13 protein-coding genes are annotated in these 12834 nt (G+C 48.9%); 5 read left to right on the forward strand and 8 right to left on the reverse strand.

Translation table 11 applies throughout. The annotated features are described in order from the left end of the window. Window positions 1–862 (reverse strand): stalk domain-containing protein (locus tag VE23_RS06990; RefSeq protein WP_442950535.1); only part of this gene is annotated, 862 nt, incomplete at its 3' end. Window positions 863–1111: 249 nt separating this feature from the next. Between VE23_RS06990 and VE23_RS06995 the strand changes: the two genes are divergently transcribed. Next, window positions 1112–1450: a L,D-transpeptidase gene (locus VE23_RS06995; protein WP_048743816.1), complete on the forward strand. Its 339-nt coding sequence runs from the start codon at window positions 1112–1114 to the stop codon at window positions 1448–1450. A gap of 240 nt (window positions 1451–1690) precedes the next feature. Next, window positions 1691–2617 carry an S-layer homology domain-containing protein gene (locus VE23_RS07000; protein WP_198156143.1) on the forward strand — a complete coding sequence of 309 codons (927 nt, stop codon included), beginning with the start codon at window positions 1691–1693 and terminating at the stop codon, window positions 2615–2617. On the opposite strand, the gene VE23_RS07005 is transcribed toward VE23_RS07000, so the two are convergent. Continuing rightward, the gene (locus VE23_RS07005; protein WP_049867636.1) at window positions 2580–3395 is read right to left on the reverse strand and encodes an SPL family radical SAM protein; all 816 of its coding nucleotides are present in this window, start codon (window positions 3393–3395) and stop codon (window positions 2580–2582) included. The two genes, VE23_RS07000 and VE23_RS07005, sit on opposite strands and share 38 nt — an antisense overlap. After that, a complete protein-coding gene (locus VE23_RS07010; RefSeq protein WP_069202436.1) occupies window positions 3385–4170 on the reverse strand; it encodes a uracil-DNA glycosylase in 786 nt (261 codons plus the stop codon). The genes VE23_RS07005 and VE23_RS07010 overlap by 11 nt, the downstream gene beginning before the upstream one ends. 111 nt (window positions 4171–4281) lie before the next feature. Here VE23_RS07010 and VE23_RS07015 point away from each other — a divergent pair, with 111 nt between their 5' ends. Next, window positions 4282–4551, forward strand: coding sequence for a hypothetical protein (locus VE23_RS07015; RefSeq protein ID WP_048743809.1), 270 nt, complete (start codon window positions 4282–4284; stop codon window positions 4549–4551). Window positions 4552–4732: 181 nt separating this feature from the next. Beyond that, window positions 4733–4990 carry a hypothetical protein gene (locus tag VE23_RS07020; RefSeq protein WP_021877158.1) on the forward strand — a complete coding sequence of 86 codons (258 nt, stop codon included), beginning with the start codon at window positions 4733–4735 and terminating at the stop codon, window positions 4988–4990. Window positions 4991–5060: 70 nt separating this feature from the next. On the opposite strand, the gene pdxR is transcribed toward VE23_RS07020, so the two are convergent. Continuing rightward, window positions 5061–6497, reverse strand: a complete 1437-nt coding sequence (pdxR, locus tag VE23_RS07025) for a MocR-like pyridoxine biosynthesis transcription factor PdxR (protein ID WP_049867637.1) — start codon at window positions 6495–6497, stop codon at window positions 5061–5063. Between the two features lie 119 nt (window positions 6498–6616). Here pdxR and VE23_RS07030 point away from each other — a divergent pair, with 119 nt between their 5' ends. Next, window positions 6617–7588, forward strand: coding sequence for a DMT family transporter (locus VE23_RS07030; RefSeq protein ID WP_198156144.1), 972 nt, complete (start codon window positions 6617–6619; stop codon window positions 7586–7588). A gap of 253 nt (window positions 7589–7841) precedes the next feature. On the opposite strand, the gene VE23_RS07035 is transcribed toward VE23_RS07030, so the two are convergent. From VE23_RS07035 to VE23_RS07050, 4 genes are all read right to left on the reverse strand, one after another. Further along, window positions 7842–8099, reverse strand: a complete 258-nt coding sequence (locus VE23_RS07035; protein WP_374725866.1) for a YuzF family protein — start codon at window positions 8097–8099, stop codon at window positions 7842–7844. 782 nt (window positions 8100–8881) lie between these two features. After that, a complete protein-coding gene (locus tag VE23_RS07040) occupies window positions 8882–9994 on the reverse strand; it encodes a hypothetical protein (RefSeq protein ID WP_157053919.1) in 1113 nt (370 codons plus the stop codon). Next, window positions 9978–11375, reverse strand: coding sequence for a hypothetical protein (locus VE23_RS07045; protein ID WP_049867639.1), 1398 nt, complete (start codon window positions 11373–11375; stop codon window positions 9978–9980). Before VE23_RS07045 ends, VE23_RS07040 begins: the two co-directional genes overlap by 17 nt. A gap of 15 nt (window positions 11376–11390) precedes the next feature. Then, window positions 11391–11882 (reverse strand): hypothetical protein, encoded by a 492-nt coding sequence (locus VE23_RS07050; protein ID WP_049867640.1) that lies wholly within the window; start codon window positions 11880–11882, stop codon window positions 11391–11393. Between the last annotated feature and the right edge of the window lie 952 nt (window positions 11883–12834).

The following is a 12834-nucleotide window of genomic DNA, read 5'->3' on the forward strand; positions in this document are numbered from 1 at the left end:
CCGGCCCCCCGGCCGTTACGGACAGATCGCCTTTGTACTCGACTTTGTCGTCCAGCACTTTGCTGACGGCTCCCGTCGCTACGTCGGCTGCCGCGATGACATTCGTCTTGTCGCCTTGCAGGAAGTAGATCGACTTGCCGTCAGCAGACCATTGCAGATTGCTCTTGATCGAAGTGTCCGTGCCGATCTTGGCCATGCGGAGGGTGCTCAGGTCGACCGTGCGGAGCGTGCCGTCCGTTTCGGAGAAAGCGACTTTTCCGCCGTCCGGGGACACGACGAGATCCGAAGCGCCGCTCGAGCTCAGCAGCTGGCTGTATGCGCCCGTGGTGGCATCGACCAAGTAGTCGGTGCGTCCGCTTTCGTCCGATACGGAGACGATCAGGCGGCCGTCGCCGGCCCATTGAGCCGTTTCCGCGCCTTCAAGCAGCTGCAGCGTCTGGATGCTGATGCCGCTGCCGTCGAGCAGCGAATAGCTTCCGCCGAGAGCTTGCACATACGAGGCTCCGTCGACGTAGTTCGCTTGCTTCCACGACTGCACCACTTGACCGAAAGCCGTTCCGTCTTCATTCAGAGGCTTGGAACCGGCTTTGACCAGAACGGAATGCTCGCCAAGCGTAATGCGGATTCCCGCACCTTCCGGCATGATTTCCACTTCGGCGCCGAGCGCCTTGGCTGCGTCCGATACCGAGACGAGCTGCTGCCCGTTCAGAACGAGCGTGCGGATTTCGGAGGATTGGCCGTTGACGGTCCATTGAAGCTTTCCCGTGCTTGGTTGCGATGCGGCAGCTTGAACGGCTCCTGCGGATGCTGTGCCGAGCACAGCGGTAAGTACGACTGCGGCTAACTTGGATCCCGTGGACATAGTTCGATGCTCACCCTTCTTCGCGACGATTGTCGCCTGTAATGTATGACCGACGGCCCAGTCGGCTTGTTGTTCGGGCCTGTCACACCTCTGGCTGTTGAAGCCGTATGTATGACTAATGTCCTGTACAACCTCATCCTAACAACGGATTGTTTAGGGAATATTTTGGCAATGTGGATCTATTGTAAAGAAAACTCCGTACAGAGACTTGCCGGAGCGGAATATACTGGTTCCAAAGGAGTGAATGCCATGGCCAGCTACCGCATCATCGTGGACCTGTCCGACCGGGCCTTGTATCTGCTCGACGGGGATACCGTTGTCCGCCAATACCCCATCGCCGTCGGCAAGGTGCTCACCTCCACTCCCGAGGGAGAATACCGGATCATCAACAAGCAGGAAAATCCGGGCGGCCCGTTCGGGGTGCTCTGGATGGGGCTGTCCCGGCCGCATTACGGCATCCACGGCACGAACGATCCCTCCTCCATCGGAAAAGCCGTCTCGCACGGCTGCATCCGGATGTACAACGAGGATGTGCTCGCCCTCTCCGCGATGGCGCCTGTCGGGACGCGCGTGACGATCCGTTCCTGAGCGGAAGAACGCAACATCCACTCTGATTTCTGCGTCTGTATGGGTGAGCGTGGGAATACTTCCCTTATGGAGGCGATGGAATTGAAAGAACACCGCAAACCGGCTTCGCCGGCTCATCCGGCGAATGCAGATTCCGTAAAAGATAGAGGCCATGATCATGAAAAAAGCCTGCGGATGCGAAAAAGGCCGCTTTTGGCCGGCGCCCTTGCCTGCGCCTTGCTGCTTGGATGCGTGCCTGTGGTGTCGGCATTCACAGATATCGACCATGATCCCCATGCGGCGGCGATCCGGCAGCTGGAGCAATCCGGCATTGTCGGAGGATCCGGCAGCGGGCAGTTCAAGCCGCAGGAGAAGCTCAGCTACGCCGAAGCCGTGTCGCTCGTCGTCAAGGCTTTCGGATTCAATCTGGACAGGCTGCGCTTCATCCGCGAGCCGCTGGCCAGCCAGTATTTCCCCGGCATGAACGATAAGGCCTGGTACGCCTCCCCGTTTCTGGCCGCAGCCGCGAACGGCGTGCAGTTCCCCAAGGACATGAGTCCGGGAGCATCCGTAACGCGCGAGCAGTTCGCCGATCTGGTCGCCCAGGGCATCCATCATTCTGGCGACTACTCCTTCACCCAGCAAGCGGTTGTGTTCAAGGACGAGAGCGCCGTAGCCGAGCCTTACCGGGCAAGCGTGCAGATGCTTCTCAAGCTCGGCATCGCCAAGCTGGATGATGGGAAGGAATTCAAGCCGAAAACGGCCGCAACTCGAAGCGAGGCGGCCGCATGGATCAATGGAGGGGTGACTTTTGTGGACAAAATGAATGAAGACAATGGAAGCGTGCAAAACCCTGCTCCTTCGGTATCGCCGCTGCAGGAGCTGGCCTTGACGGCCAGCAAGCTCAGCGACAAGGTGCAGGAGGTGAAGGTCACGGCGCAGGCGCCCAATCCGGGTTACGGCCTCGTCATTACCGGCATCGAATTTTCCGGCACCAAAGCCATCCTCTCCGTGGAGGTCGTCCCGCCGAAGCCGGGGCAGATGAACCCGCAAGTCATTACCGAGGTATCGGCCGTTACGTACATCGGTTCCTCCTATACGCCAGAGCTTCGGCAGACGCAGGACGAAAGCGGTATAACGGCCCGTCCGTTCAAGGGAGGAATCCTTCCTGGGAAAAATGCGCGTTGACGCCGGGATATCGGCTGATTAACCCTTCATAGAACCGGTCCGCGGCGGCCGGCGCATAATCGGATTCCAGCCCCAGGCTGCGGTACAGCTCCCGCATGCCGAGCTGCTCCGAGCGCCGGCCGCCGCTGCCGTCCCCGCGGTGAAAATCGTCGACGACGATTCTGGCGCCGGATTCGGCCAGCCTGCGCGCGAATTCGGACGTATGCGGCAGCAGCGGAGACACAGCCGCCTGTACAGGCACGCCGGCTTCACGCAGGGCATGCAGCGCCTTCCACCTCGCGGCAAGCGGCGGAGCCGAGGGCGAGAAGCGCCTCCGCATCGTCTCGTCATCCGTTTCAATCGTCAGGCTGACTCGAATCCTATCGCCGAATTCAGCGAACAGAGCGGCATCTCTCGTCACAAGAGGGCTCCGGGTCTGCAGCAGCACGAACCCGGGCGGCCGCTCAAGCATCAGCTCAAGAAGCCGCCCGGTGAGCTTGTGCTCGGCCTCCGCGGGCTGATAGGGATCTGTCGCCGAGCCGAAAAAGACGCTGACCGCTCCTTTGGCGGACTCTCTTGCCCACTCCCGGCGGAACGCCGCTTCGTCCAGCTGCTTGACGTCCACCCAGCTGCCCCACGGCTCGCCCCGGAACAGCCCGACCGGCATGCGGCGGACATAACAGTAGCTGCATGCGAAGCTGCAGCCGCTGTACGGATTCAAGGTATGGCTGTAGCCGGCGAGGTAGCCGCCTGCGGGATTCAGCCAGCGCGAGGGCTTGCGTCCCTGACTAACGGCCATCCTGCGCCCTCCCCCGCGCTGAGGCCTCTGCCTTCCGCTCCGATCCGGAGGCGCCGAGCGTTGCCGAGCGCTTCCCGTCGCCGAGGCCGTCCGCATCCAGGGAAGATGTCCGGCACCAGTCGATCGGCGTCATGCCGTTTTGAAGCAGGAAATCGTTCGCCCTCGAGAAAGGCCGGCTGCCCAGGAACCCTCTGTGCGCCGAAAACGGGCTCGGATGCGGGGAAGCGATCAGCAGATGCCGGCTTCCGTCGAGGAAGGAAGCTTTCTCCTGGGCATGCCTGCCCCAGAGAATGAAGACAGCCGGACGCTCCCTCTCTCCGATCAGGCGGACGATGCGGTCGGTGAACCTCTCCCAGCCAAGTCCCTGATGCGAGGCCGCTTGTCCGCGCCGGACGGTCAATACGTTGTTCAGCAGCAGCACTCCCTGGCTCGCCCAGCCCCGGAGATCGCCGGATTCCGGCTCGGCACAGCCGACATCCTCCTTCAGCTCCTTGTAGATGTTTTTCAGGGAAGGCGGAATGCGGACACCCGGCTGGACCGAGAAGCTGAGGCCGTGAGCCTGTCCGGGACCGTGATACGGATCCTGACCGAGAATCACCACCTTGACGTCCGCCAGAGACGTATAATGAAGAGCGTTGAAAATATCGTGCATGCCTGGATAGACGGTCTCGGTGCGGTATTCCTCTGCAAGCTTGCTGCGAAGCTCTTTATAATAGGGAAGAGTCATCTCCTCCTGCAGCAGTCCGTCCCAATCGTTGCTGAAATATGCGGCCATGCAAGCCCCTCCTCCATGACGGGATCGACCCGCTGTAATTTGACAATGATAGCTGTAGAAAGTAAGATAAATCAAGCGTATATATGAAAGAAAGAAGCAGGTGATTGTACCTTGAGTTACCGTCCGATCGTTACCGGCAGCAAGCTTGCGGAGCGCAATGACTCCACGGGGCTGTACCAGGTTGTCGTGAAGCTCAAAGACGGGGGCGAATGCCGTCTGTTCTACAGTCCGCTGGGAACCAAAATCAACCGTCTGCAAACGACCCCGTGTCCGGTGTGCCGCAGGGATTACTACTGCAGCTGCATGGACAACTTCGTTGAAGAGATCTCCGGTCAGGTCGACCTGGAAGAACTGAAGGCCGCTCAGCCGGCATCCAAGTAAGAGCCCCTCGGAGGCTCTTTTTTCTTTCTCTTTTTTTCTCCATTCCTATTGCGGCAAGCGGCATGGAAAGCTTACCCCGAAGGCGGCTCCTCGAAAACATCGTTTCCAATTTCGGGAAATGGTTTAATTCCATTAAAAACTTGCCGATATAGGAAAAAAGGGAACGAAAGGAGAGCGGAAAATGCGCGCGATGATGGTTGCGGGCTGGATCGTGGCTCCATTTCTCATGCTGCCGGCGCTGTGGAGGAAACTTCCCGGGTCGGCAAAAGCTTGGGGCGGCCTTTGGACGGCCGTGCTTCTGGCTGTGCTCGCAGCCACTCTCTTATCCGCCTCTTCCGGAGGCAATCCGGCACAGAAAGTGCAGGCCAAGGCCATACGCGCCCAAGCGGAGCAAGCCGTGCCCGGCAGCGCCGTTCCGGTGAAGGACGGCAGCAAATGATAGTGGAGCCCATGAACGTTTTCCTTTGGAGGAAAACGGCCGTGGGCTTTTTTTCAACGGGAAGCCCTGCTTAAATCCTCGCCTGCCCGCTCATCCACCGAGCCAGAAAAGCATGCAAAATACGTACCTGCTCCTCGATCCGCGCGGGATCCAGATGGCCGTACCCGAGCAGCAGCTTGCTCCGGAAGCCGTTCTCTCCATCCTCCCCGTCATGGCAATACTCGATCAAAGGATACGCACGCACGCCTGCCTCCAGGCTCTCCGCCGCAAACGTCTTCCCGCATTGCAATCCCGCAACCTCCAGAACGAGATGCAGGCCCGAGGCGTCGCCCTGACAGCTTGCGCCGCTGCCGAAAACCCTGTCGATCGCGCTTAAAAGAAGACGGCGCTTCTCGCCGTACTCCCGCCGCATCAGACGCATATGCTTGTCCATCCTTCTGCTGCGCAGGAACTCGGCCAGCGCGGCTTGCTCGAGCATCGGATTCTGGACGCCGGCGAACGTGCGCCTCCTGCTCCACTCCTCATGAAGAGGCTCCGGCAGGATGACGAAGCCGATCCGCAGGGCGGGAAACAGCGTTTTGCTGAATGTGCCCGCATAAATCGTCCTCGAACTGTCCATGGAATAGATCGGGCTCACAGGAGCTCCCGAATACCGGAACTCGCTGTCGTAGTCGTCTTCGACAATGTAGAAGCCATGCTCCTCGGCCATGCGGATCAGAGCGGCTCTGCGGCTGGCCGGCAGGATGCCTCCCAGCGGAAACTGATGCGAAGGAGTCACGCAGACGGCCGATACCCGCTCTCCATCCAGAGAGTCGACATCCGCTCCCGCCCCGTCCGCCTTCAGCCAGCGGCAAGAATATCCCTTATCCATCATAATCGTCGAGGTGGATGGATGGGACGGATTCTCCACAACGAAGCTGAAGCCGTCCTTATGAAGCAGATCCGCCAGAATGTGAAGCGCTTGAGTCGTTCCCGCGGTGATGAAAATATGACGAGGATCCACCTTCACTCCCCTGCTGCGGAGCATCCAGGCGGCAATCTCCGTACAGAGCGGCTCATGCCCCTTGGGCCCGCTGTAGCCGAGCAGCTCCGGTGTCATGCCTTCGGCGGCCTGCCGGAGCAGCTGGTTCCACGCCGTCCAAGGAAACCGAGACAGATCCGGCTGGCCGGTTTTGAAGTCGGCCAGGAGCGGCGGGGCCAGGGACTGGAGCCCGCCCCTCTGTGCCTGCCCATCGCCGGAATCGGCAGCGGACGGGCTCAGCCGCAGCCCGTCCGCCACTCGAGTGGCGGCGCCGGGACGGCTCACGACAAATCCTTCGGTGAGAAGCATATCATACCCTTCGGTGACGGTGTTGCGGGATACGCCGAGAAGCTTCGCCATTTCCCTCGTCGAGGGCAGCTCCTCCCCTTGCGCGATCTCTCCACTCAGAATTATGTCCTTGAGCGCCAGAAACAGCTGCCTGGACATCGGCACCTCTTGACCCGGCTGCAGCCGGATTCCCCACATCGATAATCGCCTCCAACTGGATCTCTATCATTGCCCTTGAACTGGATCTTCCATAAGTCCAGTTTACTCTTATACTTGATTTCATGGCAATCGACATTGACAGGAAAGGATCGTGAAGCGTGGGCATTCAAATCGGTAAAATGTATTTGTTTTTCGCTTTTGCCTTGGCGGGCACTTCGGTCGTCACCGCCCGGCTGCTGTCGGCTTCGCTCGGCATGTTCACCATCTCTTCGGTGAGCCTGGCCATTTTGCTCTTAGGATTGGCTCCTATTTATGCCTCGCGGGCCGTGCGGACCATCCGATCCATGCATAGGCAAGATTGGAAGGCTGTCTGGCTCCAGGCGGTTTTCGGCATTTTCGGGTTCCGCACCTTCCTTCTGCTGGGGCTGACGATGACAAGCGCCGGCGAAGCGGGGATATTGACCGGCGCCGCTCCGGCTCTCACTGCTTGCCTCGCTTATTTCGTCCTCCGGGAGCCGCTGACGGCCAAGGCCGGACTTGGAGTCGGCTGCACAGCGGCAGGAATCGCGCTGCTGCAGGGAATGAGCTTAGGAGGCAACGGCTTTCCCTTGGACCATTTGGCCGGCAACCTGCTCATCCTCTGCGCCGTCTCCTGCGAAGCCATCTTCAATGTGCTGTCCCGCAATTCCCGTTCGAATGAAGGCTCGTCCGGAGCGATGGCAGACGCCCATCCCATGGTTCAGACGCTGCTGGTAGGCGCCGCCGCGCTGGCCTTGTGTGCGGTCCCCGCCATGCTGGAGCATCCGGTGCCGTCGCTTGGCAATATCGGGCCTCGAGAATGGCTGGCGCTCGCCTGGTATGGACTGGCGATAACCGCCTTGTCCTACGGCTGCTTCTATGCGGGCATCAAGCGCTGCGACGTATACACCACCGCCGCTTATGCCGGCTGGATGCCTTTGACGTCCCTGCTCCTGTCCATGCTCCTATTGGGAGAGAAGCCGCCGGTCGTCCAGTGGCTGGGCGGAGCGCTCGTCATCGGAGGCATGCTGCTGATCGGCAGCAGGACTGCTCAAGCCGCAGATATCAAAAATTCGACCGTAGGGCAGACCGAAAAAACTACTAGCCTGTAAACCACCCTGGGCAAACTCCCTGCCTGCTTCAAGGGTAAAGTTCCATTTGTGTTCACATCGCAAGCCGGCTGCCAGCTCACGCGCGGCGGTTCCGTTACGCTGCCGCCCGTACGTTCGGGACGTTCTATCGGCAAATGAGACGCCAGTCCTCTTCTTATCGATTCGATTCGGATTGAAAGCCATTCAAGACTTGAAAAAACAAGCCTTGTCCAACATAAAAAGAGCTGCGATGCGCAGCTCCCGAGCCTGATCCTTATTCCGGCATGATCCAGACGATTTCGGCAATCCGGATAAAAGCGGTTTTTTCATGGAGCTGCAGGATGACATGATCGGGCTTGACGCCTGCGACTGTCCCTTCGATACGGCCCCTGGTCGTTTCAATGATGACGCATTTTCCTTTGACGGACATAAGCGTTTCCACGACATATGGATTGACGGGAAAAACCGTGTGCATAGGGCTTGTGGCTTGAGGGGATACCTGCTGAGGCATTTGATAATACAAACTCTTCACTCCCATTAGGTTGATACGGCAGTATATGCAGCAGCCTATCGGAGGTTAATGGATTTTGCCAAAATTGCCTTTTGGGCTGCTCGGGAGCAGCTCTCTATCCTGCTCGTACCGAAAGGTACCTGTGCAACAAAAACCTCCTTTCACAGAGTGAAAGGAGGTTTTCAACGAGGTTTGCGTTTTTAATGAGTTGCACGCAAAGCAGGACATTTAATCGCTGATCCGCTAGTTCGGCAACAAGACCGAATCTCAGCCGATAAGAAGTGCCGAGGACGGGGATCGAACCCGTATGGTAGTCACCTACCGCAGGATTTTAAGTCCTGTGCGTACTTGTACCAAGTAAAAAGCCTATAATATCAGTACTTTACAGTCTCTGACTCTTTTTAACTCAACAGAATTTTGCATTTTTCTAAAATGCAATAATAAAAAACCTGTAAGTTAAGCACCTCTATTTTACCACAATAATCTTTATAGATTCAATCCACTTTGTACAAATAAGTCTAATGAGTAATTGATTCTTTGACAAATACTGTACAGCACTCTCTAATATAATAGAATCCGTTAATTTTAAAACTTTCTTCTGTATAAAATTCAATTTTTCCCTTGTCTTCTTTCTCACCATCAAAAAATACCTCCACTGTTGTCTCAGATAAGATGCACTCACTGAAATCTGCATCTGTTGCGACGTATTTCAATATTAACCTTTCCTTTCACAATTAAATAAAAAAACTCCACTTACTTCCACTCAATTTACCGATAACAATTCTAATCCAAACAAAAAAAATTTATAAGAGCTTTTTTCTTTTTATTTTCCAATTAAATCTTGCAAGATATATAGCTGGTATGATTACCCATACAACAACCCCAATACTAATAAAAGCTAAAATTCCACCGAGGGCATAATATATGTATCTATTATCAACAATTTGTACAACCCATTCAATTTTTTTCGAAATACAATATAATAAAAATAGATTTATTGGCGTTAAAATTAGTGAGGCGATTTGAATTGTTTTTGAAATGTTATCAGTTATTTTATTTTTATTAAATCTATTAAGCTTATTATACAATTCAAATTTTTTTATTAACTCTCGCCTTAATATACTAAGTTCAGTATTTGAAACTGGATATTCAATAAATTCTTCGTCCATAATGCAGAAAAAAGAAACATACTTTTCTTCTTTAATTACCAATAAATCAAAATCATCAAAATCAACTGAATACGCCTCAAAATTATCTGTTAAAAGTTGCTTCTTAATCATTAACCCAACTTCTTGGCTAACTCCATTAATTGTCTTTTTATTAGATTCAAAGTATTTTTTTATGCTTATCTCAAAAATTTCACTTAAATCGGTTTTATCTATTCCATCAAGAAAACTAAACTTTTCTCTTTTAGTATATCGTATTTTTGTTATTTCCCCTTTTATTTGACCAATAAAAAGCTCTAATAATGAATTTTCATTTAACAAGTCATACCAGAAAATATAAAAATCGAATCGTGGCAATCTAACAAAATTGATAACATCATCAGCAACACTTTCTTTGTTACATTCAAAATTCACATCGTATGATTTTATTTTTTCATCTTTAATAAAAAAATCAATTTTGCTTTTATTAATATCGAAAATACACCTCAAAATAACACCAAAATCTTTGATTTTCCTAGTTATTTCGTCCATAAAAGCTTCAACCCAAATTGTTGAGTCTAAAATAAACATTCCATTTTTCTCCATTAATAACCCTGATATAACAAGTTTATTTATACTTGATAAAGTTGAATCTTCAGGAAACTTCTGCTTATAGTCACTAACTGAAAAAAGAAAATTACCTGTAGCCTTTTGTCTAGTATATGTTTCAGCAATTTTATTAAGTAGTTCATGCTCATAAACCAGAAGCATTATCAATCATCCCCGAACAACTTTGGATTAAATCATCAATGGCAACCATTAAGTCTTTAATATTATCTTTATGTTCACTGTACAATTCCAATAAAGACAATAGAATATTGGTGATGGCTTCTGGTTTTACATCATTTATTCTAGCAAGGTATCCAATAGTTTTTACATCTAATGCATAATAAGTCTTTTCCGTCGCCTTAGGCTTTAAATATAATCTAGTATTAATACAATAGAAAAATGCATTTTGAAGTAATTTTATAAAAACACCAGTAAAATCTTTTTGATAATCTGAGATTTTAATTTCTACATCGTGATAACAAGATTTAATAATCATATTTTTTGTTGATTGTGTTGTAATTAACTTATGATTGGCTCTATTTTGAATATCTTCTAAATAGTTTCTATTTAAATAATCATATTCAATCAAAATACTTAACTTTTCCACAAAACTGTCTATCTCACAAACTTCAATGTTTTGCGCTCTTGTCATTAATTTGCCTTCTGCACCATCTACGGACAACCATTTTTCCCCTACTTCAGAGAGATTCACTCTTATATTAGTCAAAGGAAATTTATCATAAAAATACTTCACTTCATCCTGGAGTACTAAATCATTAAAATTAGATTTATCACTAACGTCAATCTTGACTTTTAATCGTCCCTCTACTTCGAATTTCAGTTTTGTGGGAAGTTGAGTATCTTCTAAAAGTAATAACTCCCTTAAAGATTGGTCACTTAATAGGATTGGACTTAAGTTTGCACCACGATAAGATGAAACTTGTTGAATTGATTTATTAATAAATAACGCTTTGTCAGCGTCATTATGAGTATATTGAGAGAAATTTGTTACGACAGCCATTCGCTTTTCCAAATAGAATCTTATCTCTGTATTTAGAAACTGAATATTTTCATTTTGTTTAAAGTATAAACTTCTACCGCTTGTAAATCTAATATCAATAACGTTTTTGTGGTTATTCATGATTTCATAGGGAAAAATATCAATTTCAAGTCCCTCAATTTTAAAATCTAATACAGAGTCTTTTAATTTGTTTAAATTAATTTCAGCTGATACTAAATCAAGCGATTGTCCTGGGTAGTGATATACATATGCATTGAAATCGCTTTTGGGTAATTCAACTAGTGAGAATAACTCGTCCACTTTTGTTTCTAATGAAGCTTGTTGATTACCACCAACTTCATAAATTTTATAGATGAATGAAGGAAACTCATCATTATTTCGTGGATATAGACTAGTCCATTTTTTTTCAACCACAAAATAATATAATTCTTCAAGCATTTCAAATTTCAAAGCATTAAGTTTTTCCCAAAATGAAAACTGACCATTTCTTGTGAAAAATAGTTTTCTTTCTTTCATACTCATAGAGAAATTCCTCTCTTACTGAGATTTATCATCAGTCGTATCAATAGTCTCTTCTTTTTCAAATAAGTTCACAAATTCTGTGGCTCTAATCACTGAAGTATTACTATTATTTGCTTGGAGCTTCATAATTAATGTTTCTAGCTCAAGTGTAGCAATATTTAATGAGTCTGATTTCCCAACCAGATTGGATAATGCTTGACTAATAATTAATGGAGTTATTTGAACTTTGTTTTTAATTTTTAAAACATCAAGAGTTTCATAAATCATCATTACTGCCAAAAACTTCATTGCATTTTGCAATCCATCTACTCCACGTTTTCCAATTTGTACAGTTACTGTATCATTTTTTGCAACTCTTTTAACTAAATCTCTCAGTCTGTTTCCATATAATAAGCTAATTAATGTATCCTCAATTTCTTCTTCAGTTGCTTCGATCGCTTCCAATTCATCTTCACTAGTTTTAATTTGAGTATCCTCTATTAGTTCTTGTTTTTCTTTATTCTCCATCTCTTATTCCCCCAATAATCTTATCTTGAGTTATCTTTCAACTTTTTAAGTATATTAAGGATACTTTTCGCACTTTCTAAGTGCTAGTTATTTTGTAGCACATTCGCTTGATGAAATCCTTTCAAAATTCACGCCTTCATGGATGAGTATAGTAGTTCTTAGATGTGCTCTGCTGGCGTTTCCTGAAGAACAGTTTCTCCATCCACCTCAACTACCATAACAATCCATCTTTATTATAACAAAATCCGTTGCATTTCGCTGGTACTTTTTTCCTCCCTTAATAAACACAGGTAAAGGTGCAAAAGACACTCCAACGTTTTAATGCTTTATAAAAATTTGATTTCTGGGTTAGACCTAAACAAAAGACCTTCACAACTTCTAGAAGCTATATTAGCTGATCGTACTTTCCTTGATTATTTACATTAGCCCCATTCAACCAAGCATTCGCTTTTTCTCTCCAACTATCACCACTAGTTAGTTCAGGATTAATAACTACATTTCTAAAAAATAGGTTCTCTGTTAGCAATGAATGCCACTTTTTTAAGAATAGCTTTCTAATTCTTTCTTCTAATTTATCACTTGCACATATACATTGAATTTGAGCCTGATAAATAAAGTATAAATATAAGTGCCACCATCCCAATTGTCATAGTCTGATTGAACAATTTCAGCTGTCGAATTTACCAAATACAGCAACCTCTTTTGCTTTGCCTTCATATGCAAATAATCATGCCACTGTAGCTAATAATGACTCTTTTTGTCTAATCAATGGGTCAGACAATTATACTCAGCTCTTTTCGAACTGTTCCCTAAATAATTCGTCTATAATATCCATAATCATCCAACTTTAATTTATGTTATGGGACTTTTAGCTCAAGTACGTACATATCCACTTTAATCAAAAAGAAAAAACCACCAGTTAGAGCGGCGGTTTTTTGAAACTCTATTTAAA

It is taken from the genome of Paenibacillus sp. D9, from assembly GCF_001188365.1.
GTDB classification, from domain to species: domain Bacteria; phylum Bacillota; class Bacilli; order Paenibacillales; family Paenibacillaceae; genus Paenibacillus_O; species Paenibacillus_O humicus.

What these genes read in the sequence shown, in the direction of transcription:
- VE23_RS07010 (WP_069202436.1), bottom strand. Translation starts at nt 4,170, where the DNA reads ATGGCCGCATATTTCAGCAACGATTGGGACGGACTGCTGCAGGAGGAG.
- VE23_RS07050 (WP_049867640.1), bottom strand. Translation starts at nt 11,882, where the DNA reads ATGGAGAATAAAGAAAAACAAGAACTAATAGAGGATACTCAAATTAAA.
- VE23_RS07020 (WP_021877158.1), top strand. Translation starts at nt 4,733, where the DNA reads ATGCGCGCGATGATGGTTGCGGGCTGGATCGTGGCTCCATTTCTCATG.
- pdxR (WP_049867637.1), bottom strand. Translation starts at nt 6,497, where the DNA reads ATGTGGGGAATCCGGCTGCAGCCGGGTCAAGAGGTGCCGATGTCCAGG.
- VE23_RS07005 (WP_049867636.1), bottom strand. Translation starts at nt 3,395, where the DNA reads ATGGCCGTTAGTCAGGGACGCAAGCCCTCGCGCTGGCTGAATCCCGCA.
- VE23_RS07045 (WP_049867639.1), bottom strand. Translation starts at nt 11,375, where the DNA reads ATGAGTATGAAAGAAAGAAAACTATTTTTCACAAGAAATGGTCAGTTT.
- VE23_RS07040 (WP_157053919.1), bottom strand. Translation starts at nt 9,994, where the DNA reads ATGCTTCTGGTTTATGAGCATGAACTACTTAATAAAATTGCTGAAACA.
- VE23_RS06995 (WP_048743816.1), top strand. Translation starts at nt 1,112, where the DNA reads ATGGCCAGCTACCGCATCATCGTGGACCTGTCCGACCGGGCCTTGTAT.